The 25,855-nt window shown below is 68.1% G+C and carries 21 protein-coding genes; 11 read left to right on the forward strand and 10 right to left on the reverse strand.

What is annotated here, in order from left to right; genetic code table 11:
* Positions 1 to 349: 349 nt before the first annotated feature.
* From ACI1V7_RS16055 to ACI1V7_RS16065, 3 genes are all read left to right on the forward strand, one after another.
* Entirely contained in the window at positions 350 to 2,845 is a 2,496-nt protein-coding gene (locus ACI1V7_RS16055) for a TonB-dependent receptor plug domain-containing protein (RefSeq protein ID WP_404532793.1), read from the forward strand.
* 169 nt (positions 2,846 to 3,014) lie between these two features.
* Entirely contained in the window at positions 3,015 to 4,781 is a 1,767-nt protein-coding gene (locus tag ACI1V7_RS16060; RefSeq protein WP_404532794.1) for a DUF885 domain-containing protein, read from the forward strand.
* A gap of 286 nt (positions 4,782 to 5,067) precedes the next feature.
* The gene (locus ACI1V7_RS16065) at positions 5,068 to 6,084 is read left to right on the forward strand and encodes a zinc-dependent alcohol dehydrogenase family protein (protein WP_404533421.1); all 1,017 of its coding nucleotides are present in this window, start codon (positions 5,068 to 5,070) and stop codon (positions 6,082 to 6,084) included.
* A gap of 98 nt (positions 6,085 to 6,182) precedes the next feature.
* Here ACI1V7_RS16065 and ACI1V7_RS16070 read toward each other — a convergent pair whose 3' ends face one another.
* The 3 genes from ACI1V7_RS16070 to ACI1V7_RS16080 are packed head-to-tail and all read right to left on the reverse strand — an operon-like array spanning position 6,183 to position 9,045.
* Complete coding sequence (locus ACI1V7_RS16070; RefSeq protein WP_404532795.1) at positions 6,183 to 6,971, reverse strand: glutaminyl-peptide cyclotransferase; 789 nt, start codon at positions 6,969 to 6,971, stop codon at positions 6,183 to 6,185.
* A gap of 54 nt (positions 6,972 to 7,025) precedes the next feature.
* Entirely contained in the window at positions 7,026 to 7,973 is a 948-nt protein-coding gene (locus tag ACI1V7_RS16075) for a LysR family transcriptional regulator (protein ID WP_404532796.1), read from the reverse strand.
* Between the two features lie 4 nt (positions 7,974 to 7,977).
* Positions 7,978 to 9,045 carry an NAD(P)H-dependent flavin oxidoreductase gene (locus ACI1V7_RS16080; RefSeq protein WP_404532797.1) on the reverse strand — a complete coding sequence of 356 codons (1,068 nt, stop codon included), beginning with the start codon at positions 9,043 to 9,045 and terminating at the stop codon, positions 7,978 to 7,980.
* A 178-nt stretch (positions 9,046 to 9,223) separates the two neighbouring features.
* Here ACI1V7_RS16080 and ACI1V7_RS16085 point away from each other — a divergent pair, with 178 nt between their 5' ends.
* Positions 9,224 to 10,249: an XdhC family protein gene (locus tag ACI1V7_RS16085; RefSeq protein WP_404532798.1), complete on the forward strand. Its 1,026-nt coding sequence runs from the start codon at positions 9,224 to 9,226 to the stop codon at positions 10,247 to 10,249.
* 59 nt (positions 10,250 to 10,308) lie between these two features.
* Positions 10,309 to 10,620, forward strand: a complete 312-nt coding sequence (locus tag ACI1V7_RS16090) for a c-type cytochrome (protein ID WP_404532799.1) — start codon at positions 10,309 to 10,311, stop codon at positions 10,618 to 10,620.
* Positions 10,621 to 10,705: 85 nt separating this feature from the next.
* Here the strand turns inward: ACI1V7_RS16090 and ACI1V7_RS16095 are convergent, their stop codons facing one another.
* A complete protein-coding gene (locus ACI1V7_RS16095) occupies positions 10,706 to 11,332 on the reverse strand; it encodes a LysE/ArgO family amino acid transporter (protein ID WP_404532800.1) in 627 nt (208 codons plus the stop codon).
* 96 nt (positions 11,333 to 11,428) lie between these two features.
* On the opposite strand from ACI1V7_RS16095, the gene ACI1V7_RS16100 reads away from it, so the two are divergent.
* The 3 genes from ACI1V7_RS16100 to ACI1V7_RS16110 all read left to right on the forward strand — a co-directional run bounded on the left by ACI1V7_RS16100 (position 11,429) and on the right by ACI1V7_RS16110 (position 13,609).
* Positions 11,429 to 12,361: a LysR family transcriptional regulator ArgP gene (locus ACI1V7_RS16100; RefSeq protein ID WP_404532801.1), complete on the forward strand. Its 933-nt coding sequence runs from the start codon at positions 11,429 to 11,431 to the stop codon at positions 12,359 to 12,361.
* A gap of 74 nt (positions 12,362 to 12,435) precedes the next feature.
* Positions 12,436 to 12,843: a hypothetical protein gene (locus ACI1V7_RS16105; RefSeq protein ID WP_404532803.1), complete on the forward strand. Its 408-nt coding sequence runs from the start codon at positions 12,436 to 12,438 to the stop codon at positions 12,841 to 12,843.
* Positions 12,844 to 12,967: 124 nt separating this feature from the next.
* Complete coding sequence (locus ACI1V7_RS16110) at positions 12,968 to 13,609, forward strand: beta/gamma crystallin family protein (protein ID WP_404532804.1); 642 nt, start codon at positions 12,968 to 12,970, stop codon at positions 13,607 to 13,609.
* Between the two features lie 176 nt (positions 13,610 to 13,785).
* Here ACI1V7_RS16110 and modC read toward each other — a convergent pair whose 3' ends face one another.
* From modC to modA, 3 genes are read right to left on the reverse strand one after another with little or no spacing between them, the layout of a single operon-like run.
* Complete coding sequence (gene modC, locus ACI1V7_RS16115) at positions 13,786 to 14,862, reverse strand: molybdenum ABC transporter ATP-binding protein (protein WP_404532806.1); 1,077 nt, start codon at positions 14,860 to 14,862, stop codon at positions 13,786 to 13,788.
* A complete protein-coding gene (gene modB, locus ACI1V7_RS16120) occupies positions 14,862 to 15,542 on the reverse strand; it encodes a molybdate ABC transporter permease subunit (RefSeq protein WP_404532807.1) in 681 nt (226 codons plus the stop codon). Before modB ends, modC begins: the two co-directional genes overlap by 1 nt.
* 41 nt (positions 15,543 to 15,583) lie before the next feature.
* A complete protein-coding gene (gene modA, locus ACI1V7_RS16125) occupies positions 15,584 to 16,324 on the reverse strand; it encodes a molybdate ABC transporter substrate-binding protein (protein WP_404532808.1) in 741 nt (246 codons plus the stop codon).
* Between the two features lie 113 nt (positions 16,325 to 16,437).
* Between modA and ACI1V7_RS16130 the strand changes: the two genes are divergently transcribed.
* Complete coding sequence (locus tag ACI1V7_RS16130) at positions 16,438 to 17,250, forward strand: TOBE domain-containing protein (RefSeq protein WP_404532809.1); 813 nt, start codon at positions 16,438 to 16,440, stop codon at positions 17,248 to 17,250.
* A gap of 131 nt (positions 17,251 to 17,381) precedes the next feature.
* Here ACI1V7_RS16130 and ACI1V7_RS16135 read toward each other — a convergent pair whose 3' ends face one another.
* On the reverse strand, positions 17,382 to 20,369 hold the full coding sequence (locus tag ACI1V7_RS16135) for a TonB-dependent receptor (protein WP_404532810.1): 2,988 nt from the start codon (positions 20,367 to 20,369) through the stop codon (positions 17,382 to 17,384).
* A gap of 569 nt (positions 20,370 to 20,938) precedes the next feature.
* On the opposite strand from ACI1V7_RS16135, the gene ACI1V7_RS16140 reads away from it, so the two are divergent.
* Both ACI1V7_RS16140 and ACI1V7_RS16145 read left to right on the forward strand, forming a co-directional pair.
* Positions 20,939 to 22,168, forward strand: coding sequence for an ROK family transcriptional regulator (locus ACI1V7_RS16140; protein ID WP_404532812.1), 1,230 nt, complete (start codon positions 20,939 to 20,941; stop codon positions 22,166 to 22,168).
* Positions 22,169 to 22,196: 28 nt separating this feature from the next.
* Positions 22,197 to 24,038, forward strand: a complete 1,842-nt coding sequence (locus tag ACI1V7_RS16145) for a patatin-like phospholipase domain-containing protein (RefSeq protein ID WP_404532813.1) — start codon at positions 22,197 to 22,199, stop codon at positions 24,036 to 24,038.
* A gap of 57 nt (positions 24,039 to 24,095) precedes the next feature.
* Here the strand turns inward: ACI1V7_RS16145 and ACI1V7_RS16150 are convergent, their stop codons facing one another.
* Both ACI1V7_RS16150 and ACI1V7_RS16155 read right to left on the reverse strand, forming a co-directional pair.
* Positions 24,096 to 25,568: a hypothetical protein gene (locus ACI1V7_RS16150; RefSeq protein WP_404532814.1), complete on the reverse strand. Its 1,473-nt coding sequence runs from the start codon at positions 25,566 to 25,568 to the stop codon at positions 24,096 to 24,098.
* 10 nt (positions 25,569 to 25,578) lie between these two features.
* A complete protein-coding gene (locus ACI1V7_RS16155) occupies positions 25,579 to 25,842 on the reverse strand; it encodes a PAAR domain-containing protein (protein WP_404532815.1) in 264 nt (87 codons plus the stop codon).
* Positions 25,843 to 25,855: the final 13 nt, after the last annotated feature.

Consider the following 25,855-nt stretch of genomic DNA (forward strand, 5'->3'; position numbering starts at 1 on the left):
GTGCAGCCCTCCCCCTTTTCCTCCTCGCACGCACCGCCGTGCGGCACGTCTTTCCGATCCCGCACCACGGCGAACGACCGCCCGTCATGCTCGCTGTTGCACATTTACATCCATACAAATTGAATGGATTGACAACAGGAAGACGGTCCCGTCAGTATCAATACGGGCTCGCCACCATACGAGTCCATGGACAGCGCGGCACACCGACCGGTGACGCCGCGGCAGCGTCCGCATCTCGCCGCCGCCGGCACGTCCGCGGAGGCGCCCGACCAGGGAGCAGGAGAACGCCGTATCGCATGCATGCCGGCCGCTTTCCCACGGCCAGGCCAGACCATAACAAGGACAAGAGATGCAACAACGATTTGCGCCGGAAAAAACCGTACTCGCCGTTTCCATCGCCGCCCTGTTCGGCACGATGGCGCCCGCCCAGGCCCAGGACACCACCGCCGCTGACGGCAACGCCGCCACCGTGGTCGTCACCGGTACCCGCGTGGCCAACCGCACCGCCCTCGACACCGCCTCCCCCGTCGACATCATTTCGGCCGACACCCTCAAGGCCACCGGTTCCACGGAACTGAACCAGGCGCTGTCCGTCGCCCTGCCCTCGCTGAACTTCCCGCGCCCGGCGCTGACCGACGGCACCGACACGATCCGTCCGGCCACGCTGCGCGGCATGGCGCCGGACCAGAGCCTCGTGCTGGTCAACTCGAAGCGCCGCCACGCCTCCTCGCTGGTCAACCTGAACGGCAGCATCGGCCGCGGCTCGGCCGCCGTCGACCTGAACACGATCCCGTCCGCCATCGTCAAGAACATCGAGGTGCTGCGCGACGGCGCCGCCGCCCAGTACGGCTCGGACGCCATCTCGGGCGTCGTCAACGTGCGCCTGCGCACGGACCGCGACGGCGGCGAAGGCACCTTCACCTTCGGCGAGCGCAAGACCGAATACGACCTGTGGAACGACGTCGCGCCGGCCGGCGCCACCTGGAGCGGACCGAACTCGCGCAAGCGCACCGACGGCCAGACCAAGACGGCCAGCGTCTGGAAAGGCCTGCCGTGGGGCGAGACGGGCTTCGTCACCATCGCGGCCGAATACAAGGACCAGCAGCACACGGAGCGCAGCGGCTACGACATGCGCCAGCAGTACGCGAAAGTGAACGGCGCCTTCGATCCGCGCGAGCTGACCATCAACCGCTTCAACGCCTGGTACGGTGACCCGGAAATGCAGCAGAAGACCGTGTTCGTCAACGCCGGCAACACCCTGGCCAGCGGCGTCAAGGTCTACGGCTGGTCCAGCTACCAGCTGCGCGATGCCGAGTCGGCCGGCTACTTCCGCCTGCCCCAGGATGCGCGCAACGTGCCATCGATCTACCCGGACGGCTTCCTGCCGATCATCGCGCCCACCGTCGAGGACTTCAGCGCCGCCGCCGGTGCCAGCTGGACGATGGGCGACTGGGACCTGGACACCTCGCTCGTCTACGGCAAGAACCGGATGGACTACTCCATCGAGCACACGCTCAACGCCTCGATCGGGCCGACCAGCAAGACCCAGTTCGACGCGGGCGGCTTCTCGTACAACCAGCTCGTCTACAACCTGACCGGCGTGCGCAAGTTCGACGTCAAGGGACTGGCCTCGCCGCTGAACCTGGCGATCGGCACCGAGGCGCGCCGCGAAGGCTACGAGATGCATGCGGGCGAACCGGACTCCTACCGTTCCGGTGGACGGATCCTGGCCAACGGCACGCCGGCCGCGCCGGGCGCCCAGGTGTTCCCCGGCTTCCGTCCGTCCAACAACGTGAGCGCGTCGCGCACGGCGATCGGCGTGTTCGCCGACATCGAGGCGAACGTCACCGACGCCTTCCTCGCCTCGGCGGCGGTGCGCGGCGAACATTACAACGACTACGGCAGCAGCCTGGCCGGCAAGCTCTCGGGCCGCTACGACTTCGGCAAGAATTTCGCACTGCGCGGCTCGGTGCAGAACGGCTTCCGCGCGCCCTCGCTGCAGCAGCAGTACTTCACCTCGACGTCGACCAACTTCATCAACGGCATCCCGTACGAGATCACCACCTTCAAGCCGAACGACCCGGTCGCCGTGGCGCTGGGCGCCAAGGAATTGAAGGCCGAGAAGTCGACCAACTTCTCGCTCGGCGCCGTGATGCGCCTGGCCCCGTTCAGCCTCACCATCGACGCCTACCGCATCAATATGCGCGACCGCATCGTGCTGTCCGAGAACCTGACCTCGACCGCGGTGCGCAACTACATCACGGCCCAGGGCTTTGCCGGCGTGGGCGGCGGACGCTTCTTCATCAACGGCGTGAACACCCGTACCGAAGGCGTGGACGTCGTCGCCAGCCTGCCGTGGAACGCGGGCGCCGCCGGCCGCTTCGACTTCACGCTGGCCGGCAACTTCAACCATACCGACGTGACCAGGGTACCGACCACGGCGCAGCTGGCCGCCCTGAATCCCGCACCGGTGCTGTTCGACCGCGTGAACGTGCTGACGCTGGAAAAAGGCCAGCCGAAGAACAAGGTCACGGCCAGCATGAACTGGAAGCTGGCGCAATGGGGCCTGACGGCGCGCGCCACCCGCTACGGCGAAGTGCTGGCCCCGGGCACCACGGCCGCCTTCGACTACGAGCTGTCGGCCAAGACGATCGTCGACCTGGAAGCGCGCTTCGCCGCCACGCCCAAGCTGACGCTGGCCCTGGGCGCGGACAACGTCTTCGACAAATACTCGGAAACGCTGCCGCCGGCGCTGAACACGACGGGCAACACGCCGTTCTCGAACTACACGCCGTTCGGCAACAACGGACGCTACGTGTACGCGCGCGCCAGCTACGCGTTCTGACCAACCCCGACGTTCCCGGCACTGCCGGAAACGTCGCCCCCGCGCAGGCGGGGGTCCAATTTTTCATGCGTCGCCGCGACGCATGCGACATTGGATCCCTGCCTTCGCGGGGACGACATTCATGCTTTTCCGTTTAAAATTCCTGTTTCGCCTCTGAACAGGAAGCCCCATGCCCCGCATCCGCCGCCACCTCGGCCTCGCCCTCCTCCTCGCATCGAGCACCGCCTTCTCCGCCACGCCCGCCTGGGTTGCGCGCAGCGACGCCTATACGCAGCCGGTCCTGCAGGACACGGGCAAGTACGTGCCCGAGAATGCCACCGAACTGGGCGACGAAAGCTTCGACACGGCGGTCGTCGACCTCAAGCCGCGCGTCTACGAGCGCGAGCTGGCCGACACGGAAAAGCGCCTGAAGGCATTGCGCGTCCAGCGTGCGCGCGAGCAGGATCCGAAGGTGCGCCAGGATCTCGACATCCTGATCGATTCGCGCGAAAAGAAGATCGCCAGCATGAAGCTGGAACACCAGTACCTGCTCGAGTACACGAACGTGGGCGAGTTCGTCTACGGCGGCCTGCGCGCCCTGCTCGACCCGCGCAACAAGCCGCAGCGCCAGCAGCTCGCGCTGGTGCGCCTGAAGCGCTACGCCGGCAAGGAAGCGGGCTACACGCCGATCGCCACCCTGGCCAGGGCGCGCGGCGAGGAACGCCTGGCCGACCGCAAGCTGATCGGACCCTATGTCGGCGAGGTCGAGGAAGGCCTGAACAACAACGCCACCTACATGGATGGCATCGAGGACCTGTTCAAGAAGGCCGGCCTCACCGGCTGGGAAGCGGACTTCGCCGCATTGAAAAGCCAGGTGGCCGATTACGACGCCTGGGTCAAGGAACGCATCGTGCCGCGCGCGCGCAAGGAAGTGCGCCTGCCGGAAGCGCTGTACGTGAACCGCCTGGCCAACGTCGGTGTCGATATCGCGCCGGAACAGATGATCGAGCGCGCCGGCTTCGACTTCCAGGAAGTGCGCGACGAGATGCAGGTGGTGGCCAACGGCATCGCCGCGGACAGGAAGATGCTCACGTCCGACTACCGCGACGTGCTGCGCGAACTGAAGAAGACGTCGATTCCCGCCGACCAGCTGCTGCCCTACTACCGCGAGCGCCTGAAGGACATCGAGGGCATGATCCGCGCCCACGGCCTGGTCACGCTGCCGGAACGCGACGCGAACATCCGCGTGGCCACCGCCGCCGAGGCGGCGCGTTCGCCGGCCCCGTTCATGAGCCCCCCGCGCCTGATCGGCAACACGGGAGAATACGGCGAATTCGTGATCCCGCTGGCGAACCCGAACGCGAAGTCGAAGGACAAGATGAACGACTTCGACTTCACCGCCATGGCCTGGACGCTGGCCGCGCACGAGGCGCGTCCCGGCCACGAGCTGCAGTTCGCCTCCATGGTCGAGCAAGGCATGTCGGTGGCGCGCGCCAGCTTCGCCTTCAACAGCACCAACGTCGAAGGCTGGGGCCTGTATTCGGAGGCGCTGATCCTGCCCTACATGCCGCCGGAAGGCCAGCTCGTCTCGCTGCAGGCGCGCCTGCTGCGCATGGCGCGCGCCCTGCTCGACCCGCAGATCAACCTGGGTCGCATGACGCCGCAGCAGGCCAAGGACTTCCTGATGCAGGAAGTGGTGCTGTCCGAGCCGTTCGCGCAGTCGGAAGTCGACCGCTATTCCTACCGCAGCCCGGGCCAGGCCACGGCCTATTACTATGGCTACGTGAAACTGCGCTCGCTCAAGACGCTGGCCGAGATCGCGCTCGGCAAGGACTTCGACCTGAAAGCTTTCAACGACTTCGTGATCGCCCAGGGCATCCTGCCGCCGGCCCTGCTGAAGCAGGCTGTGCTGGAAGATTTCATTCCGGCCCAGAAAGCCCGCGTGGCCGCGAAATAAGAAGCGGTCCTATCCTGCGCCACGTGCGCGGGGAACCCGGTAAGGTTGTTCCATCTTTTCCGATCTTATGGAGGTTCTCATGCGCAAGATGATCCTGATGGCCATCGCTGGTTTCCTGTGGAAAAAGTTCCAGTCGAAAGGCGGCTTCAAGCAGACCTACAGCAACCAGCAGATGCGCCGCTACTGACCGGCGCGGTACCGCTACCATGCCCGCCGTCCGGCGGGCATTTTCATTGGAACTCATTGAAGCTCATCGGAGCATATTGAACACCCATTGGAGGCGATGATGCGTGCTTACCAGATCCTGCCCGGCAAGGGCATCGACGCGCTGCACAGCGTGGCCTATCCCAACCGTGAGCCGGGCGCCGGCGAAGTGCGCGTGCGCGTGCATGCCGTCTCGCTCAACTACCGCGACCTGATGGTGGCCAGGGGCGACTACCTGGTCACCGTCGACGATCCCATCATTCCCTGCTCCGACGGCGCCGGCGAAGTCATCGCCACGGGCCCGGGCGTGACGTCCCTGCAGGTCGGCGACCGCGTGACGGCGTCGTTCTTCCCGTATTGGCAGGACGGCCGCACGGGGCCGGACAAGGTCGGCCTGGCGCTGGGCGGCAATATCGACGGCATGCTGGCCGAGGAAGTGGTGCTGGACGAGCGGGCGCTCGTCAAGATTCCCGCGTCGATGAGCTTCGTCGACGCCTGCACCCTGCCCTGCGCCGGCGTGACGGCGTGGAACGCCATCTTCGAATCGAGCAACGCCATCCGCCCCGGCGACACGGTGCTGCTGCTGGGGACGGGCGGCGTGTCCGTGCTGGGCCTGCAGCTGGCGCGGGCGGCGGGCCTGAACACCATCATCACTTCGTCCAGCGACGAGAAGCTGGAGCGGGCGCGCGAGCTCGGCGCCCACCACACGATCAACTACCGCAGCTTCCCCGAATGGCAGGAAGAAGTGCTGCGCGTGACCCACGGCGTGGGCGCCCACGTGGTGCTGGAAGTGGGCGGGCAAGGCACCATCAACCGCTCGGTGGCGGCGGCCGCGATGGGCGGCAGCGTGGCCATCATCGGCGGCGTCAGCGGTTTCGGCGGCGAAGTGAATCCGGCCTCCCTGCTGATGGGCGCCAAGCGCCTGGTCGGCATCTATGTCGGCAGCCGCGCGATGCTGGAAAAGGTCGCGGGCTTCGCCGCCACGGCGGGCGTGCAGCCGGTGATCGACCGCGTGTTCGACTTCGACCATGCGCCGGATGCTTACCGCTACATGGAATCGGGCGCGCATTTCGGCAAGGTGGTGGTCGCCGTCACGTAAACGAATGGTGGGCACGTGGTGCCCACCCTACAAGATATGCTCCGATCCGTAGGGTGGGGTGATTGATGCCAGTGGCATCAATCACCCCACCAGATCCATCAGCGACGTTCGAGCTTGATCAGTTCGATCTCGAACAGCTTCGGCCACAGCTTGCCCGTGACGTACAGGTGCTTGCCCTTCGGTTCGTAGGCGATGCCGTTCAGGACGGCGTCGACGTTGCTGGTGCCGCGCTTGTCCGGCGGCAGCAGGCCGGTCAGGTCGATCCAGCCGACCACGTTGCCGCTCGCGGGGTCGATGCGCGCGATGACGTCGGTGCCCCAGACGTTGGCGTACAGCTGGCCGTCGACCACTTCCAGTTCGTTCAGCTGCGGCACCGGCTTGCCTTCCGCATTCACGCGGATGCGGCGCTTTTCTTCCAGCGTCTTCGGGTCGAGCACGCGGATCTCCGGCGTGCCGTCGCTCATGTAGACGGCGTTCGCATCGCTGGCCAGGCCCCAGCCTTCGCCCTTGTAGTTGAAGCGGCTCTTGAGCGAGAACGTCTTCGCGTCGTAGACGAAGCCGACGTTCGACTGCCAGGTCAGGCCGACGATGTTATCGCCCACGGCCGTCGATCCTTCGCCGAAGTACTCGGGCGCCAGGTCCTTCTTCTGCAGCACCTTGCCGGTCTTGAGATCGACGCGGCGCAGCGAGGACTGGCCCTTCTGGCCGGTGCTCTCGTACAGGTGGCCGTCCTTGAAGAACAGGCCTTGGGTGAAGGCTTGCGGATCGTGCGGGTAGGTGTTCTTGACGACGAAGCCGTAGATGGGAATGGCGGCCTGCGCCTGCGGCACGAAGGAGGCGGACAGGGACAGCGCGGCGGCCAGCGGGAAGAAGGCGAGTTTGTTCATGGTTTTCCACGTTCGGGAGCCGGACTAGCATACCAGCAACCCGCCGCCCTTGCCTCAGCCTTGCGGCCCGGCCTGCCCCTGCACGATGGCGGCGATGGCGCGGCGCACGAAGTCGAGCACGGGGTCGTGCTCGCGGCGGCGGTGCCACAGCAGGCCGATGTCCATGCCCAGTTCGTCGATGTCGAGCGGCGTCACCACCATGTCCGGCATGTCGCGGTAGATGCCGCTGTAGATGCGCGGCTGCAGCGACACGACCGGCATCGTCGCCAGCAGGCGTGCGGTGGCGAGCTGGCTGTCGGACAGGGCGATCACGTTGCGCCGCAGGCCGCGGGCGGCCATGACCTCGTCGACGATGGAATCCTCCTCGCCGCGCCAGCCCAGCGCCACCTGCGGATAGCGCACGGCTGTTTCCAGCGTCATCGGCCCGTCCGGCCGGACCTGGCTGCGCGCATAGACGGCGTCGAAGCCGCAGCGCACCAGGTGCTGCATGCCGTGCCAGTCACGCTGGCCCGGCTCCGGCACCCACAGCGCCAGGTCGACGTCCTCGGCATCGATGGCGGCCGGCAGCTCGTTGCGGCTGAACTGGCGCGACCACAGGCGCAGCCCCGGCGCCACGGCGCTGGCGCGCTGCATCAGCGGCGGCAGCAGCATCGCTTCCAGGCCGGCGATCAGGCCCAGCTTGACGGTCGCGCGGACCTGGGCAAGGTCGACCTGCTCGCGCGCGAACAGGAAGCCGTGCGCCTGTTCCAGCCAGTCGTGCACGCGCGGCCCCAGTTCCAGCGCCAGCGCACTGGGCTCCATGCGGTTGCCGGCGCGGACGAACAGCGGATCGCCCAGCGCCTCGCGCAATCTCGCCAGCGCATGGCTCATCGCCGGCTGGCCGATAAACAGGCGGGCGGCCGCGCGTCCCACGTGGCGCTCGGCCATCAAGGCGTCGAAGGCCACCAGCAGGTTCAGGTCGATGCGGCGGAAATCCGCGTGGCGCAGCGGCAGCACGTCCACGGCCTCACACCCCTTCCTGGGCCGCCAGCTCGCGCACCAGCGTGGCCACCAGCTCGGCGGCCGGCATGGGCCGCGCCAGCGCGAATGCCTGGCCGGCCCAGTTGACGGAATAGTCCTGGTTGCCGTTCTGCGTGGCGGCCGCGTTCAGGGCCTTGGCGGCGTCGTAGGCGATCGGGTAGTCCGGCACGGGCGGCCGGGCGGGCGCGCCGACGTTGGCGAACTGGCGATTGACCAGGCCGCGCGCGGGGCGGCCGGAAATGGCGTCGGTGACGGCGGTGATGTTCGTGTCGCCGGCCGCGAGCAGGGCGCGGTGGTGGCTCGTGGCCGAGGATTCGGGGCAGGGGATGAAGGCGGTGCCCAGCTGCGCGCCCTGGGCGCCCAGGCGCAGGGCGGCGGCGATGCCGGCGCCGTTCATGATGCCGCCGGCGGCCACCACCGGGATGCTCACGGCCTGCGCCACCAGCGGCAGCAGGGCGAAGGTGCCGATGGCGGTGTCGCCGTTCTCCGGATCGAAGGTGCCGCGGTGGCCGCCCGCTTCATAGCCCTGGGCGACAACGGCGTCGATGCCCGCTTCCTCGACCTGGCGCGCCTCCCACGGCGTGGTGGCGCTGGCCAGCAGCACGATGCCGGCATCGTGCAGCGCGCGGATGCGGCGCGCGTCGGGCAGGCCGAAGTGGAAGCTGACCGAGGGCGGGCGCAGTTCCAGGAACAGTTCCAGCATCTCGTCGTCGTCGACGAAGGTGTTGTAGATCGTCGCGAGCGCGGCGGGCGGCGCCGCGCCGAAGGCGGCAAAGTGGGGCGCGAGCCAGTCCAGCCAGGCGGCCTCGCGCGCCGGGTCCGGCACGGCGGGACGGTGGCAGAACACGTTCACGCTGAACGGCCGGTCGGTCAGGCGCCGTACTGCCTCGATGGCGCCGCGCGCCTGGGCGGCGCTGCCGTGGCCGACGGCGATCGCGCCCAGGCCGCCGGCATTGGAGACGGCGGCGGCCAGCGCCGGCGTCGACACGCCGGCCATGGGTGCCGAGATGATGGGATGGTCGATGCGCAGCAGGGACAACAGGTCCGGTTTCATGGCGGCCTCCAGCGTTGTTGGCGATCCGGAAAGTATACCGAAACGTTCCCCTCCCTTCCGAACGATCAGTTGGCAGGAAGGGCGTACTGCGCGACAGTCATCGTATTCCGATTTGCGCTAGCATGCATCTTATTGCTTCGATGTCATGAAGCCGCATTGGAATACGAAAGGACTTGTGATGGACAGTATCGACCTCGAAGTGCTGCACGCGTGCGCCGCCTGGCTGCGCGCCGGCCACGCGTGCGAGTACGTGACGGTGGTGCGTACCTGGGGATCCAGCCCGCGTTCCGTGGGAGCGACCATGGCAATCCGCGCCGACGGCCAGGTGGTCGGATCGGTCTCGGGTGGCTGCATCGAGGACGACCTGATCGCGGCCGTGCGCGAGAAGGGCATCGTGCGCACGGCGCCCGAGGTGCTCACCTACGGCATCTCGGCCGACGAGGCGCACCGCTTCGGCCTGCCTTGCGGCGGCACGATCCAGCTGGTGGTCGAGCCGCTCGGCGCGCACAGCCGGATGGACGAGCTGCTGGCGCTGGCCCAGCGCCGCGTGCTGACGCGGCGCACGCTGGACCTGGACAGCGGCGCCGTCGCGCTGGCCGAAGGCGTGGCCGACGAGCCACTGCACCTGGAAGGCCGCCGCCTGGTCAGCATCCACGGGCCGCGCCTGCGCCTGCTCGTCATCGGCGCCGGCCAGCTGTCGCAGTTCCTGGCCCAGATCGCCGTGGGCCTGGAATACCAGGTGACCGTGTGCGATCCGCGCGAGGAATACCGCGGCAGCTGGAGCCTGCCGGGCGTGCGCGTCGTGCACACGATGCCGGACGACGAGGTGCTGGCCATGCGCCTGGACAGCCGCAGCGCCGTGGTGGCGCTGACGCATGACCCGAAACTGGACGACATGGCGCTGATGGAAGCGCTCAAGACGGATGCCTTCTACGTGGGCGCGATCGGCTCGCGCGCGAACAATGCGCGCCGGCGCGAGCGCCTGCGCGAACTGGACCTGACCGAGGAACAGATCGCCAAGCTGCACGGCCCGATCGGCCTGTACATCGGCAGCAAGACGCCGTACGAGATCGCCGTCTCGATCTTGGCCGAGCTCACCGCCGTCAAGAACGGCGTGGCGCTGCCCGCGCAGATGTCGGTCGAAGGCGGCAAGGCGCTGGCGGCGCAGGCGGACGACGATCTGCCTCCGGCGCTGGCGGCCTGACGCCGTCGGCACGCTGCATCGGAAACGACTTTACCAACGACGACAGAAAGAGAGTTTGCATGAAAACCTGGATCACGCTGGCTGCGACGCTGGCACTGGTGGGCACCGCCCAGAGCGCGCTCGCCCAGGCCGACCTGGCCAAGGCAAAGAACTGCATGGCCTGCCATAACGTATCGACCAAGGTGGTCGGCCCGGCCTTCAAGGACGTGGCCGCCAAGTACGCCAAGGATGCCGACGCGGCGACGCGCCTGGCGCAAAAAATCCAGAAGGGCAGCCAGGGTGCCTGGGGTCCGGTGCCGATGCCGCCCAACCCGCAGGTGAGCGACGCCGAAGCCCAGTCCTTGGCCAAGTGGGTCCTGGCGCAGAAATGACGCCGGCGGGACGGCGCCTCCGCCGCGCCGTCCCGCGTTGCATTCTCCTTGTTCGCTTTCCTTATTCGCTTCCTTATTTGCTTCCTTAAGCGGCACGCGCCAGCAGCGCCGCCAGCACCAGCATCGTCAGGCCCGTGAAGGTCTCGATCGCGCGCCACACCTTCGGACGCGCCAGCACGAAGGCGCAGCGCCGCGCCGCCAGTCCCAGTCCCGAAAACCACAGCAGCGAAGCCGTCATCGCGCCCGCCGCGAACGACGTCCGGTGGTCCTGCGCCAGGCTGCTGCCGACGGCGCCCAGCAGCACCACCGTATCCAGGTAGACGTGCGGATTCAACAGCGACAGCGCCAGCACCAGGCCCAGCGCCCTGAAGGCGCTGCCCGGCTGCGCAGCCGCCGCGCCATCGTCCGCCACGCCGTCCTCCTGGCCGCGCCAGGCCGACCGCAGGCAGCGCAGGCCGTACCACAGCAGGAAGGCGGCGCCGCCCCAGCGGGCGGCCATCATCACGCGCGGCGAGGATTCGATGAGGGCGCCGAAGCCGGACATGCCCAGCGCGATCAAGGCCACGTCGACAAGGATGCAGGCCGCCACCGTCGGCAGCAGGTGGCGGCCGCGTACGGCCGTGCGGATCACATGGGCGTTCTGGGCGCCGATCGGCATGATCAGGCTGGCGCCAAGGCCGAGGCCTTGCAGGAAGATGGCTTGGGAAAACATCGTGGCTCCATATCGTCGGGACGCCAGCATGCCTGCCAAGGATGGTCACATCAATTATATTAATGAAATCTAATCTTCATTAAACCCGGCTAATCCATGAACATCGATCCCCGCCGCAGCGAGGCTTTTCTTGCCGCCGTCGACAGCGGCAGCCTGGAGGCGGCGGCGACACGGCTGAACGTGACGCCATCCGCCATCTCGCAGCGCATCGCCGCCCTCGAGCAGGACCTGGGCACGCCGCTGCTGGTGCGCGCCCGTCCGTGCCGCCCGACGGCGCCCGGCATGCGCCTGCTGCAGTTCCTGCGCCGGCGCGCCTTGCTGGAACAGGAATTCTTCGCCGAGCAGGCCGAGGATGCCGGTCCGGCGCGCGTCACGCTGGCCGTCAACAACGACAGCCTGGCGACCTGGCTGCTGCCCGTGCTGGCGCCGGCGCTGCTGGACGAGGGCCTGCTGGTCGAGTTCGTGCTGGACAACCAGGGCCATACCTTCGCGCTGCTGGAGCAGGGCAGGGCGCTGGCCTGCGTCTCCGGCGAGACGGAGCCGATGCGCGGCTGCACCGTAGAGCCGCTGGGCGCGATGCGCTACCGCATGGTCGGCTCGCCGGGCTTTGCCGCGCGCTGGTTCCCCGGCGGGATGACGCGCGCGGCGGCGCGGCGCGCGCCGGTGATGGTGTTCGACCGCAAGGACACGCTGCAGACGGTGTTCCTGCTGCAGCATTTCGGCTTGCCGGAAGGGGCCTATCCCTTCCACTACGTACCGTCCAGCGACCCGTACGTGCAGGCGATCCGGATCGGCCTCGGCTACGGCCTGCTGCCCCTCGAGCAGTGCGCGGACATGCTGGCGGCCGGCACCCTGGTCGACCTGGCGCCCGGCCTGTTCGTCGACGTGCCGCTGTACTGGCACGCCTGGCGCATCCAGCCGCCGCGCCTGGAACGCATGGGTGCGGCCCTCGTCAGGGGCGCGCGTGCCGTGCTACTGCCCTTGCCTGGACCCCGACACGATAACGCCAATCCATCTATCCGTGGATAGACATCGATACAATACGGAAAACGTCGGCCGCAAGGCCGTCCACGATCCGCGTTGCATGCCTGGAGGAGGCATCGATGACCTGGGGTATCGAATTCTCGTCGGAGAAATTCCTGCCGACGCTGCCGGAGGATTGCCAGCTCGATCCCGGCCGCTACGGTTTCGAGCTGGCCTTGTGGCTGGCGCAGGCGCTGAACGGGCAGGGCATCGTCACCGGCTATCCGAGCGGCGAGGAGTGGGCCTGGTTCCTCGAGTACGAACCGTCGGAGGAACTGAGCCTGGCGATCTGCTGCGCCAGCTGCTGCGGCGCCCGGGCGGGCTATGACGGCCGGCCGATCGGCTGGTCGATCTCGATCCACGACCGGCGCCGCATGAACCAGCGCGTGCGCAACCTCTCGCACCATGCCGAGCTGGAGGCGCTGGGGCAACGCATCGTGGCCCTGCTGCGCGCCGAGCAGATCGAGCCGGTGCAGGTGGGCGCCTAGCATGGAGGGCTTGGTGGTCGACGTATAAATTTGTTACAAGAAACTGTCTGCCCGCTCGTTTCCTGGTGCGTTAACTGACCAGGCGCCGACGGGAGGCGCATCGACCATCATGGAGAAAAAAACAATGAAACACCTGCTTGCCGCCGCTGCCGTCCTGGCCACGCTTGCCAACACCTCCTTTGCCGGCGAAATGACCATTTTTGCCGACAGCAATTTCCGCGGCAACCGCGTGACGCTGGAACGCGATGCCCGCAACCTGTCCGAGTTCGGCTTCAACGACCGCATCTCGAGCGTCGTCATCCGCTCCGGCATCTGGCAACTGTGCGAGGACGCGAACTTCCGCGGCCGTTGCGCCGAGCTGGGCCCGGGCGAATACCGCCAGCTGCCGTTCAACGATTCCGTGTCGTCGATCCGCGAGATCTCGCGCGGCGGCCCGGGCCGTGGTCCGGGCTGGGACCGCGACGACCGTGACGGCCGCGACGGTCGACACGGCGGCTGGGACCGCGACGACCGCCGCGGCGGCCCGGACGTCATCCTGTTCCAGGACCGCGACTTCCGCGGCCCCGACCTGGCCCTCGAACGCGATGCGCGCAACCTGATCGACTACGGCTTCAACGACCGCGCCAGCTCCATCGTCATCCGCGAAGGCCGCTGGGAATTCTGCGAAGACGTCGACTTCCGTGGCCGCTGCGAAGTCTTCGGCCCGGGCCGCTACCCGATGGTCGACATGAACGACCGTATCTCCTCCGTCCGCCGCGTGCGCTGATCGTTCGGGGTCAGAGCACATTATTTCCAGCATTCGGGGTCAGAGCACTTTTTGTGGAAAGAGCTTGGCGGCATGTTCTGTGGCATGCAGCACGTACAGCAAAGAGCTGCCCCCGAACGACTGCACTGTCTGGTGGCACGGGGAAATTTCCAATAAAAGTGCTCTGACCCCGAATTTCAGGCGAGCAGGGCGACGCCCTTGACTTGTGCCCAGACCTGGCGGCCGGGGGCGATGTCGAGCTCGCGGCGCGAGCGTTCCGTGATGCGCGCCAGCAGGGGCGACGCGCCCACGCGCAGCTGCACCAGCACGTGGCCGGGGGTGTCGGTCGCCGCTACCGCCGCGACCACGGCCGGCAGCACGTTGACGATGCTGCTGGCTTGCGGGCGTTCCAATGCCAGGCTGACGTCGCGCGCGTGGATGCGGCAGCGCAGGCGGGTGCCCGGCGCTTCGCGGTGCCCGCCCACGTACAGCGTGCCACCGGCGAACTCCAGACGCGACAGATGATCTTCCTCATGGCCGGCCAGCACCGTGTCGAGCACGACGCCGGCATCGTCGGCGAAGGCCGCCGGCAGGTCGACCCGCGCCAGCGTCTCGCCCAGCGGGCCGCTCGCCACGACCTTGCCCTCGTCCAGCAGCACCAGGTGGTCGGCCAGGCGCGCCACTTCGTCCGGCGCGTGGCTGACGTAGACGATGGGGATCGCCAGTTCGTCGTGCAGGCGTTCCAGGTAGGGCAGGATTTCCTGCTTGCGGCGCAGGTCGAGGGCGGCCAGGGGCTCGTCCATCAGCAGCAGGCGCGGCGACGCGAGCAGGGCGCGCGCAATCGCCACGCGCTGGCGCTCGCCGCCGGACAGGCCGGCCGGGCGCCGCCCCAGCAGGTGGCCGATGCCCAGCAGCTCGGCCACCGGCGCGATCTCGAAGCGGCGTTCCGATGCCGGCACGCGCCGGCGCCCGAAATCGAGGTTGGCGCGCACGTCCAGGTGGGCGAACAGGCTCGCTTCCTGGAACACGTAGCCGAGCGGGCGCCGGTGCACGGGCACGAAGATGCCGTTCGCATCGTCCTGCCAGACCTCGTCGCCCAGGGAGACGTGACCACCCGGCGCGCGCTCCAGGCCCGCGATGGCGCGCAGGATCGTCGTCTTGCCGGAACCGGAATGGCCGAACAGGGCGCTGATGCCCTGCTGCGGCAAGGCCAGGTCGACGTCGAGCAGGAAGCCGCCGCGGTCGAGGCGGATGCGGGCGCGAATCCCTTCCATCAACGTTGTCCTTTCACGGCATGCGGATTGAAGGTGTACAGCGCCAGCAGCACCAGGAAGGCGAAGGCCAGCATGCCGCCCGCCAGCCAGTGCGCCTGCGCGTATTCGAGCGCTTCCACGTGGTCGTAGATCTGCACGGAGACGACGCGCGTCTTTTCCGGGATGTTCCCGCCGATCATCAGCACGACGCCGAATTCGCCCACCGTGTGCGCGAAGCCCAGCACGGCCGCCGTGAGGAAGCCGGGACTGGCCAGCGGCACCGCCACCGACCAGAACGCATCCCAGGGGCTCGCATGGAGCGTGGCCGCCGCTTCCAGGGGGCGGTCGCCGACGGCCTCGAACGCGTTCTGCAGCGGCTGCACGACGAAAGGCATCGAGTACAGCAGCGATGCGATGACGAGGCCGGGAAAGGTGAACGGCAGCAGGCCCAGGCCCAGCGCCTGCGTGGCCTGGCCGACGGCGCCGTTCGGCCCCAGCAGCAGCAGCAGATAAAAGCCGATCACGGTCGGCGGCAGCACCAGCGGCAGGGCGACCACGGCGCCGACCACGTGGCGCAGGCGCGAGCGGGTGCGCGCCAGCCACCAGGCGATCGGGGTGCCGATCGCCAGCAGCAGGGCGGTCACGCAGGCGGCCAGCTTCAGGGTCAGCCAGACCGCGGCGACGTCGGCAGCATCGATCATTGGGCAGCAATCATCGGGCAGCGCTCATCGGGTATCGATCATCACAGCGCGTAGCCGAAGCTGCGGATGATGCCCCTGGCCTTGTCCGATTGCAGATAGGTTTCCAGCGCCCGGGCAGCCTCGTTATTGGCCCCCTTGGCCAGGATCACGGCGTCCTGGCGGATCGGGCCGTGCAGGTTGTCCGGCACGATCCAGCCGGAGCCCGACGTGAACCTGCCGTCCTTCCAGACCTGCGCCAGGGCGACGAAGCCCAGTTCCGCGTTGCCCGTGGCGGCGAACTGGTGCGCCTGGCCGATGTTTTCTCCCTGGACGATCTTCGGCTGCACCTTCGCCGTCAGCTTGAGCTTGTCCAGCGTCTCCGTCGCGGCCAGGCCGTACGGCGCCGTCTTCGGATTGGCGATCGCCAGGTGCGCATAGTTGCCGGTCTCCAGCACCTTGCCCTGGGCATCGACATAGCCGGCCTTGCTCGACCACAGCGCCAGCTTGCCGGTGGCATAGGTGAAGCGCGAGCCGGCGACGGTCCTGCCTTCCCGTTCCAGCCTGGCGGGCGTCTCGTCGTCGGCCGCCAGCAAGACCTCGAACGGCGCGCCGTTGCGGACCTGGGCGTAGAACTTGCCGGTGGCGCCGAAGGCCAGCACGGCCTTGTGGCCCGTGTCCTTCTCGAACGCGGCCGCGATCTGCTTCATCGGCTCGGTGAAGTTGGCGGCGACGGCGACCTGGACCTCCGCGGCATGGGCAAGGGCGCACTCGCTCATGGCCAGCAGGACGGCAAGACGTTTCATCGGATTCTCCCTGAAAAAGCGTTATGCTGCCGAGTATATAACGAAAGATTTACGAAGGTGCAATGCCGTACCGGTACGGTTATGCTCTCGCTTCGACACCACAGGAGATGGCAATGGATGAGGACAGCATGGCGTTCGCGCTGCAAGGCTCGGTGTGGATGACGGTGGGCGGCGAAAAGTTCGGTGGCGCCGGGCGGATCGACCTGCTGGCCCAGATCGCCGCCACCGGGTCGATCAGCCAGGCCGCCAGGGCCATCAAGATGAGCTACAAGGCCGCCTGGGACGCCGTCGACGCCATGAACAACCTGGCCGGCGAACCGCTGGTGGAACGGCTCACGGGTGGCAAGGGTGGCGGCGGCACGCGCCTGACGGCACGCGGAGAGCAGCTGGTGCAGAACTTCCAGGCGATCGAACGGATCCACCGCCAGTTCGTCGAACAACTCAACGAGCAGTCGGCCACGATCGCCGACGACTTCAACCTGTTCCAGAGGCTGAGCATGAAAACCAGCGCACGCAACCAGTTCTTCGGCACCGTCGCCCGCGTCAAGGCCGGCGCCGTCAACGACGAGATCGAACTCGACATCGCGGGCGGCCACCGGATCGTCGCCATCGTCACCCACGACAGCACCGACAGCCTGGGCCTGAAGCCCGGCGCGCACGCCTTCGCGCTGGTGAAATCGTCGTCGGTGATCCTGATGACCGATGCCGGCGGCGCGCGCTTCTCCGCCCGCAACAGCCTGCAGGGCACCGTGTCACGCCTGGTACCGGGCGCCGTCAACACCGAGGTCGTGATCGACCTGGCGGGCGGGGGCAGCATCGCCGCCATCATCACCAATGCCAGCGCCGAGCACCTGGAACTGCGCGAAGGCGCCACGGCCACCGCCATGTTCAAGGCGTCCAGCGTGATCGTCGGCGTACCTGCTTAATGATATAAACAGTATAAACAACGTCGTCCCCGCGCAGGCGGGGACCCAATTTCCTGCTTGCGTCACCTCTACGCTTACATGGATTGGGTCCCCGCCTGCGCGGGGACGACGTGCGGCTGGCGTGGCCGCGGTCAGAACTTGTAGCGCGCCCCCACCATGTAGCGGCGGCCGCCCGTGGTCACGGTCAGCACCTGCTCCTTGGTACGGCCATGCGTGCGCATGGTCTCGTCGTTGAGGTTGATGCCCTCGAACGACAGGCTCAGGTTCTTGGTGAGGTTGTAGCCGATGCTCAGGTCGACCTGGCCATACGGTTCGACGTAGCGCGGGTTCGGCTGGTTGTTGTCCGCCACCGAGGCAAGGAACTCGTCACGCCAGTTGTAGGCCAGACGCACGGACCACTTGCTGTCCTCGTAGATGCCGACCAGGTTGGCCGAATCCGACAGGCCCACCAGCGCGAACTGGTTCGCCGTGCCCATGTTGTCGAACTTCAGGTCGGAATTGACCCAAGTGTAGTTCGCCTGCACGCCGAAGCCGCTGTTGCCGAAGAAGTGCTGCCAGTTCACCTCGGCGCCCTTCAGCTTAGCCTTCTTCTCGTTCACGTAGGTCGTGAGCAGGTAAGGCAGCGCCGGATCGCCCGCGATGCCGCTGATGGTGCCCAGCGCATTGCCCGCCTCGTTGTTGCCGGTATAGGTGACGCCCGGCTGGCCGTTGAAGTTGCGCAGGATGTAGTTGCGCATGCACGTGGTGTCGGTAGCCACGCAGCCCGCCGCGACCGCCGCGTTCCAGTACTTGCCGCCGACCGGCGTCGTGGCCGTGGCCGACGGTTCGTTGACCACCACCTGGCCCGCGTAGTTGTCGAGGTCCTTGTGGAACAGGCCCAGCGACAGCATGCTCTGCTTGGTGTAGTACCACTCGGCCGACAGGTCCAGGTTCTTCGACTTGACCGGTTCCAGCGCCGGATTGCCGCGGTTGCCCGTGACGCCGCGCACCGAAGCCGTGGTGCCGATGCTGGTACCGCCCTCGATCTGGTCGTAGCGCGGGCGGCCGATCGACACGCCGTAGCTGGCGCGCACCTTCAGGTCGTCACGCACGTCCATGTCCCAGTCCACGGTCGGCAGGAAGTTCTTGTAGCTGCCGGTCTGGGTCTGGTAGGTGGTCGCGCCGAACACCAGCGGCAGCTCGTTCTGCGAGATCCAGTTCAGCTGCGTCGGCACCTTGGCCAGGCCGGTCGAGGCAACGTCGGTCTTCTCGTAGCGGAAGCCCACGCCCGTGTGCATCGGCATCGCCGTATCCCAGTCGGTATTGAACTGCAGGTACAGCGACTTGGTCTTCTCGACGGTGGTGCGGTCGAACTGCGGATCCGACAGGCTCGGGGTGTAGCCGGCCTTGTCGCCGGTGAGGGCGATGGCGGCGTCGCGCACCTTGCTGAAGTCGAAGGTGTGGATCTGGTTGAACAGGTTCGGGTTGCCCGAGCCGCCCAGCTTGTCGAAGTACTGGCGCAGCGAGTCGGCCTGCCACAGGCTCTGGTCGTAGCCGCCGTTGGCCGCCGTGGCGGTGCCGGACCAGGTGTCGCGCTGGACCTGCTGGAACTTCGAGTGGTTGTTGTTCTTGACGTAGCCGAGGCCGAAGTTCAGGTTCGAACGCTCCATCAGCTTCAGGTTGCCGCCCACCTGCGCCTGGTCGATCTTCATCTTGTTGATGCCGTCCTGGAACCAGGAACCGCTGACCTGGTGCGGCGCGCGCACGAAGTCGGCGCCCTGGATCGACAGGACCGGCATTTCGCTGCTGAAGTCCAGCGCCGAGGTGCCGCGGCTGAAGCTGACGGTGGCCAGGTCGTTGTTCGAGCCGTACGGGCTGTCCTTCTTGGCTTCCGCGGTCGAATGGTGCGCGTCGAAGGTGAACTTGAGCGACGGCGACGCCTTCCACTGGGCGTTGAAGCCGATCGAGTTGTTGTTCGAGACGGTGGCGAAGTCGCCACCGTTCATCGCGATGTCCTGGTTGGTGACGCGCTCCTCGTAGTAGATCGGCGTGGCGACCGGGCCCTTGGTGAAGGTGCTCGACTGGACCGTGGTGTCGTGGTTGAACCAGGCCGACAGCTCGTGGTACTTGGTCTGCACCTTGTTCTGCGAATAGGTGTAGTCCAGCGTCGTGGTCAGGTCCTTGTTCGGGCGGAACTGCAGGGTCAGCTGGCCGTTGGTGCGCTGGCGCTTGGAGCCGCGCATGAAGTAGGAGATGTTCTGCGGCGTCAGGTAGATGTCGTTGGCGCCCGGCGGATTGGTCACGGTCGAATAGCCCGGCGTGCCCGGCTGCGGGATCGCGCCGCTCGACGTGTCGCCCATCTTGAACGGACCGAGCCAGCCGTTGGTGACGGACGCCTGGTTCACGCCCAGGTTACGTTCCTGGTAGCTGCCGCTGACGGCCAGGCCGAACATGCCGTTGCCGAAGGTGGTGCTGTAGATACCCGAGATTTCAGGCGTGTAGGAACGCTTGGCCTTGTCCGCTTCCGGCAGGTTGTCGTTGGAGCTGTCGTAGACGGCCTTCACGCCCACGCTGGCCGTATTGCCCAGGTCGAACGGACGCGCCGTCATGATGTTGATGGTGGCGCCAATGCCGCCCGGCGGCGTGTCGGCGCGCGCGCTCTTGTACACCTGGATCTGCTGCACCGACTCCGATGCCAGGTTGGAAAAGTCGAAGGCGCGGCCGGCCTGGTCGCCCAGGCTCGCCGTCGGCATCTGGCGGCCGTTCAGCAGCACCATGTTCAGGTCCGGGCCGACGCCGCGCACGGTGACGTTGGCGCCTTCGCCGCGGTTGCGGTCGATCGACACGCCGGAAATGCGCTGCAGCGACTCGGCCAGGTTCGTGTCCGGGAATTTACCGATGTCGTCGGCCACGATGCCGTCGACGATACCGTCCGAGTTGCGTTTCAGGTTCAGCGTCGATTGCAGGCTGGCGCGGATACCCGTCACGATCACCGTGTTGGCGGCGGTCGGCGGGGCATTCGAGACGGCGGGGCTCGGCGGCGCATTGACGGTGGCGTCGGCGGATGGCGGATTCGCTTCCTGGGCGTGGCCGGATGCCGACAGCGCGGCGCAGGCGCCGGCCACGGCGAGGGAAATCAAGCGATGCCTGGTGTGCAGGCGTGATGGGGCATGCCCCTTGGTGTTGTACAGCACAATGTCTCCTCTCTCTACGGAAAGTAACGCCGCGCCCGTTCTGCGACGGCGTTGGCGGTGGTGATGCGTGCTACGGCCGAATTGCTACCGATGTCTTGCTACGAAATTCACCTGCGTCCCCCTGGTTTTTGTGGTGGGACGACGTTCATTCATGCCGCATGGCGCGTGCTGGGCGATTGCGGCGAGTGACCTTTTGCGTCATCTGATTTAACGAACGTACTTATTGCAGAGTATGCAAAAGAAAGTATTTGGTCAATTCAATGAACAAACTAAGTTCAGTGCATGTTGCCCGTGCGCGGCGCCGGAATCGTGCCAGGCGGCAGAGATAAGAAATCGATTTCATAAACAAATCAAGGACTTCACGCATCCTGCCGTCCCGCTGTGCGGCGATAAAAAGCGTTGCGAGACCCCTGTTGCGTGACGCGGTCATGTTGCATAATCATCACAACTCCCCCTCTCCCTTGCCCCCCATGCCTGTCACCGGTGACCAGCAGCTTCTGAAACAGTTGAATCGGATGGCGCTGGTACGCCAGGTCGGCAGCCAGCCCGGCCTGTCGCGCGCGGCGCTGGCGGACGTGCTGCAATTGACCAAGTCCACCGTCAGCATGCTGGTGCGCGAACTGATGGACGAAGGCTGGCTGCTGGAAAGCGAATTGCTCGTCACGGGCGAGGTCGGACGGCGCGCGACGCCGCTGCACCTGGACCCGCGCCGCCTGGCCCTGCTGGGTGCCGACGTGGGCGTCGACGAGGCGCGGGTGGTGGCCGTCGACCTGCTGGGCAAGGTGCTGGACACGCGCATCGTCAGCTACGACGACGCCACCGATCCGGCATCGTGCCTGCGCCTGGTGGCGCTGGCCCTCGTGCGGCTGGCGAAACGCCTGGCGCGTCCCGCCGGGGCGGAGGGCGATGTCGCGGGCGGCCCGCGCCGCGTGCTGGGCGTGGGCATGGGACTGCACGGCGCGGTGGACGAGGCGCTGGGCGTGCTGCGCCATGCGCCGCACCTGGGCTGGCGCAACGTCGACGTGGCCACGCAGGTCAGCGCCCATTTCGCCGGTTCTCCGCTGGCGGAGCTGCCGCTGTACATGCAGAACGAGGCGAACGTGGCGGCCCTGGGCGAATTCGAATTCGCCGACCAGGCCTCGGCCGATCCGCTGATCTACCTGTCGATCGGCTACGGCGTCGGCGCCGGCGTGCTGGTGAACGACCGCCTGCTCACGGGCCTGCGCGGCTTCGGCGGCGAAGTCGGCCACGCGGTGCTGCAGGCCGGCGGGCCCCCGTGCTCGTGCGGACGGCGCGGCTGCGCCGATGCCCTGATCGGCCTGGCCGCGCTGCTGCAGGGCGAGCGTCCCAGCCATCCGGCGCTCGAGCGCCTATTCGCGCGCGTCGCGGACGGCGAACGCAGCACCTGCGCGGCGGTCGACGCGGCCGGGCGCCAGCTCGGCATCCTGCTCAACAACCTGTGGGCCGGCTTCGATCCGACGGCGATCGTCATCGGCGGTCCAGCGCTGCAGCTGGGCAGCGCGTTCACCGCGCCCGCGCGCCGGGTCCTGGCCGAATACGCCGACGCCGCGCTGCTGGCGCCGCCGGCGATCCGCACCTCGCACTTCGGCACGCAGGCCGTCGCCATCGGCGCCGCCGCGCTGGTGCGCTACCGCGTCACGCGTCCGCTCGACGTGCAGAGCATGGAGCGCAGCGCCGGCCGCCGCGACATGGCGGGAACCTTGCATGGCATGATGGGGGCATGACCACCCCGAGTGTTCCAGCTTGCACGCAATGACCGATTTCCTGCCCACCGAATGCGACATCGTGATGGAGGGCGGCGTCACCTCCGGCGTCGTCTATCCCTCCTTCGTGGCCAGGCTGGCCGCGCGCTTCACGCTGCGCTCGATCGGCGGGGCCAGCGTGGGATCGGTGGCCGCCACCGCGGCGGCGGCGGCCCAGTACAAGCGCAACCGCGTGCGCAAGGAAGGCCGGGGCCGCGACGACGGCTTCGCCCTCCTGGCCGGCGTGCCGCGCCGGCTGCGCGCGTCCGTGGGCGGCCACACGCGCCTGTTCTCGCTGTTCCAGCCCTGCGCCGACCTGGCCCCGCATTTCCGCGTGCTGGCGGCGGCGCTGAACACGACCAGGCCGCGCGCCGCCGCCTGCATCCTGGCCGGCCTGGTGCGCCATTTCCCGCTCGGTTCCGTCACCGGCGCCGGCCTGTGGGCGCTGGGCTTCGTCGTCAGCGCCGGCCTGCTCGGCGGGCACTGGCCGGCATCGATCGCGGGCGGCATCGCCAGCAGCCTGTGGTTCGGCCTGTGCGTGCTGGCCGGCGCCACGGTCGGCGCCGTGCTGCACGCCGCGCTGTCGGCCTGGCGCGGCTTGCGCGCCAACCGCTGCGGCATCTGCCCGGGCCTGCGCACCCGCCCCGGCAACCCGCCCGCGCTGACCGAATGGCTGCATGCGCTGATTCAGGAGATCGCCGGCCTGCCGGACGACGCCCCGCTGACCTTCGGCCAGCTGCGCACGTCCGAGCCGCCGATCGAACTGGCGCTGATGACCACCGGCCTGTCCGAACTGCGCGCGCACCGCCTGCCGCATTCGGGCGCCGATCTCGTGTTCCGGGCATCGGAGATGGCGGCCCTGTTCCCACCGGCCATCGTCGAGGCCATGAAGGCAGGCGCGCGCCGCACGCGGCACGGCGAACGCACGACGCAGCTGCTGGCGGACCTGAACGCGGCCGGCGAGGACTATTACTTCATGCCGTCCGCCGACGACTTGCCGGTGATCGTCGCCGCGCGCATGAGCCTGAGCTTTCCCGTGCTGATGCAGGCCGTGCCCCTGTACCGCCTGCGCGTGCTCCCGGCCAGCGGCAACGGCGTGGAACTGCTGCGTGTCTGGTTCTCCGACGGCGGCCTGACCAGCAACTTCCCGATCCACTTCTTCGACGCCATCCTGCCGACCCGCCCGACCTTCGGCGTGACGCTGCAAGCCGACCTGGAAGAGGACGCGCCGTTCGAGCGCCGCGTGACCCTGCCGACCAATAACAGCGACGGCATCACGCCGGCCTGGCTCGCCGTCGACGGCGCGGACGGCAAGCCCGACCTGGCGCGCTTCGCCGCCGCCATTGTCGGCACGATCCGCCGCTGGCGCGACGAGGCGTTGAAGCGCACGCCCGGCTACCGCGACCGCGTCGTCCTGATCCGCCACACGCGCAAGGAGGGCGGCCTGAACCTCGACATGCGGCGCGACGCCATCGCCACCATGAGCCGCAGCGGCAGCGCGGCGGCGCAGCGGGTGATCGCGCGCTTCCTCGACGAAGACCGCCAGAAGAACGGCTGGCTGAACCATCGCTGGGTGCGCATGCGCAGCAGCGCCGCCGTGCTGCAGGACACGCTGGCCCCGCTGGGCGATGCCTGGCACGATGCGCATCTGGTGCCGTCCTACGAGGCGCTGTGGCTGGCCGAGGGCACCGATGCGCTGCCGGCCTACCAGCTGAGCAAGGCGAACCGCAGCGTGGGCTACGCACTGTGGCAGCGCATCGTCACGCTGCCCGAGCAGCTGGCGCCCGAGGACCTCTCGGCCCATGCGCCCAAGCCGCAGCCGGAACTGGCCATCGCGCCCAAGTTGAGCTGAACCCAAGATCCTGCTTGTTGGCCCATGCGGGCAGCGTGCATGCGTGCGTCCCGATGCTCAGGAAGAGATGCTGCCCGACTGCAGCAAGGCTGCGCTGCGCCGGTACGGGTCTTCGTTGCTGATGCACAGCACCGGGCCCTCTTCGTCCAGCGCATGGTGCGACGCGATGGCCAGCGCCGTGATGAAGGGCACCGCGGCGCTGGCGCCGCAGGCTTCGCCGACGCGTACGGCGTCGTCGACTTCGTCCAGCTGCGGCATCGATCCGACCATGAATCCCATCAGCTCGATGACGCGGCTCGAGCGATGGCCGGTGTCGGCGACGATGCGTGTCACGGCGCCATCGCCGTTGCCGTGGCGTGCCAGTGCGCGTTCCGCCGCTTCGCCGAGGGCGCTGGCATCGGCACGCCGGGTTTCGTCCGCGGAGATCGCGCGGCGGGATTCATGTAATGGCTCCAGCAGGGCGAACGGGGCATTGCCGATGGCGGGGGCCTGGCTCAGGTCCGCCAGCAGGAGGCCGGCTGCGCCCTCGCCCGGGATCCGTCCATGGGGATGCGCGGACGTGAACAGCGTGCCATCGGCCGACCAGCGGGCGACGCTATCGGCGCCGATGTGGGACGCGCAAGCCACGACGAGCGCAATGACGGGCGCATTGCCGGACGCTATGCCGGGAGCGTCAGCGGCAGCCGCATCGCGCGCCAGGCCGTCGAGCAGCACGGAAGGGAGGGCGATGGGCAGCCCCGGCGCCGCCTCTGCCGCGAATGCGACCTGGGCGGCCGGCCAGCCGCAGCGCTCGGCCAGGTGCTCGAACCACATGGCGGCTGCCTGGCGCTGGTCGGGCGACCAGTCGGGCGGCAGCAGGGGAGCCAGGCGCAGCAGGGGTGGCTTGCCGTCGGCCGGCAGCAGCTGCGCGACGGCGCGAGCCGCGAGTTCCTCGACGACGGCGCTGCCCAGCACCAGCGCGCGCCATTGCTCCTCGCCGAAGCCGGCATCGGCCAGGCCGTGGTGCGCCAGCCAGTCGGCGATCTGCTCCTGCAGCGCCTCGTTCCTGGCATCCGGACTGCGCACGCTCATGATGGGAAAGCCGTCGTCGTCGACCAGTTCCGGATCGAGGTCGGCACGCGCGGTGCCGGCGGCGAGCGTGGCGGCCAGCTCCGCGGGCGAGACGCCGTGCGCGGACCGCACCGCCGCGCCCAGGATCGCCAGGGTGGCGGCATGCGGTGCTGGCGCTGCGCCGTCTTGCGCGGATGCCTGGCGGCCCGCGACGGCAGGCGCGGCCGTCCGCACCGTGCTTCGCCCCAGCAGGCGGTGGCCGACGAAGAAGGCCAGCACCAGCAGCGACGGCACGCCGAGCAGGTAGAGCGCCAGTTCGCCGCCGGCGGGCGCGCTGCGGTTCAAGCGCCACCAGGTGATGGCGCCGGCCCAGCATGCGAAGAAGATGCAGCCGGCCAGCAGCGCGCCCTTGAGCCAGTCGGGCAGCGGGCGGCTGGCGCCGATGGCGACGGAGTCGGTGGTGTCGGTAGTCGTCGACATGGCGGCCTCGCTAGATGTTGTCGGTGGTTGCTTGCTGGCCCGCGATGAGCGTCGCGCCGCAGGCCGTCTTGTCGCCGTGGCGGGCGGCCGGCTTGCCGTCGACGACCAGGGTGCCGTCACCGCTGGCGATGGACGTGGTGCCGTGCAGCGGGCAAGTCGCTTTGTCTCCCATGCGGGCGATGCCCTTGCCGCCGCTCGTGCTGTGGGTGGATGCTTCGACGACCGTGCCGCCGTGGGAGGTCTTGTCGCCGAGCCGGATCAGTGGTCCTGCCATCGTGCGTCTCCTT

The sequence above is a fragment of the Massilia paldalensis genome (assembly GCF_044901715.1).
In the GTDB taxonomy this organism is placed as follows: domain Bacteria; phylum Pseudomonadota; class Gammaproteobacteria; order Burkholderiales; family Burkholderiaceae_D; genus Telluria; species Telluria paldalensis.

Excerpts from the sequence above, each read along its gene's own strand:
- ACI1V7_RS16150 (WP_404532814.1), bottom strand. The coding sequence starts at position 25,568 with ATGTCGACGACTACCGACACCACCGACTCCGTCGCCATCGGCGCCAGC.
- ACI1V7_RS16070 (WP_404532795.1), bottom strand. The coding sequence starts at position 6,971 with ATGAACAAACTCGCCTTCTTCCCGCTGGCCGCCGCGCTGTCCCTGTCC.
- ACI1V7_RS16055 (WP_404532793.1), top strand. The coding sequence starts at position 350 with ATGCAACAACGATTTGCGCCGGAAAAAACCGTACTCGCCGTTTCCATC.
- ACI1V7_RS16110 (WP_404532804.1), top strand. The coding sequence starts at position 12,968 with ATGAAACACCTGCTTGCCGCCGCTGCCGTCCTGGCCACGCTTGCCAAC.
- ACI1V7_RS16060 (WP_404532794.1), top strand. The coding sequence starts at position 3,015 with ATGCCCCGCATCCGCCGCCACCTCGGCCTCGCCCTCCTCCTCGCATCG.
- ACI1V7_RS16080 (WP_404532797.1), bottom strand. The coding sequence starts at position 9,045 with ATGAAACCGGACCTGTTGTCCCTGCTGCGCATCGACCATCCCATCATC.
- modB (WP_404532807.1), bottom strand. The coding sequence starts at position 15,542 with ATGATCGATGCTGCCGACGTCGCCGCGGTCTGGCTGACCCTGAAGCTG.
- ACI1V7_RS16100 (WP_404532801.1), top strand. The coding sequence starts at position 11,429 with ATGAACATCGATCCCCGCCGCAGCGAGGCTTTTCTTGCCGCCGTCGAC.
- ACI1V7_RS16155 (WP_404532815.1), bottom strand. The coding sequence starts at position 25,842 with ATGGCAGGACCACTGATCCGGCTCGGCGACAAGACCTCCCACGGCGGC.
- ACI1V7_RS16130 (WP_404532809.1), top strand. The coding sequence starts at position 16,438 with ATGGATGAGGACAGCATGGCGTTCGCGCTGCAAGGCTCGGTGTGGATG.
- ACI1V7_RS16090 (WP_404532799.1), top strand. The coding sequence starts at position 10,309 with ATGAAAACCTGGATCACGCTGGCTGCGACGCTGGCACTGGTGGGCACC.
- ACI1V7_RS16095 (WP_404532800.1), bottom strand. The coding sequence starts at position 11,332 with ATGTTTTCCCAAGCCATCTTCCTGCAAGGCCTCGGCCTTGGCGCCAGC.
- ACI1V7_RS16105 (WP_404532803.1), top strand. The coding sequence starts at position 12,436 with ATGACCTGGGGTATCGAATTCTCGTCGGAGAAATTCCTGCCGACGCTG.
- ACI1V7_RS16065 (WP_404533421.1), top strand. The coding sequence starts at position 5,068 with ATGCGTGCTTACCAGATCCTGCCCGGCAAGGGCATCGACGCGCTGCAC.
- ACI1V7_RS16085 (WP_404532798.1), top strand. The coding sequence starts at position 9,224 with ATGGACAGTATCGACCTCGAAGTGCTGCACGCGTGCGCCGCCTGGCTG.
- modC (WP_404532806.1), bottom strand. The coding sequence starts at position 14,862 with ATGGAAGGGATTCGCGCCCGCATCCGCCTCGACCGCGGCGGCTTCCTG.
- ACI1V7_RS16145 (WP_404532813.1), top strand. The coding sequence starts at position 22,197 with ATGACCGATTTCCTGCCCACCGAATGCGACATCGTGATGGAGGGCGGC.
- ACI1V7_RS16140 (WP_404532812.1), top strand. The coding sequence starts at position 20,939 with ATGGCGCTGGTACGCCAGGTCGGCAGCCAGCCCGGCCTGTCGCGCGCG.
- modA (WP_404532808.1), bottom strand. The coding sequence starts at position 16,324 with ATGAAACGTCTTGCCGTCCTGCTGGCCATGAGCGAGTGCGCCCTTGCC.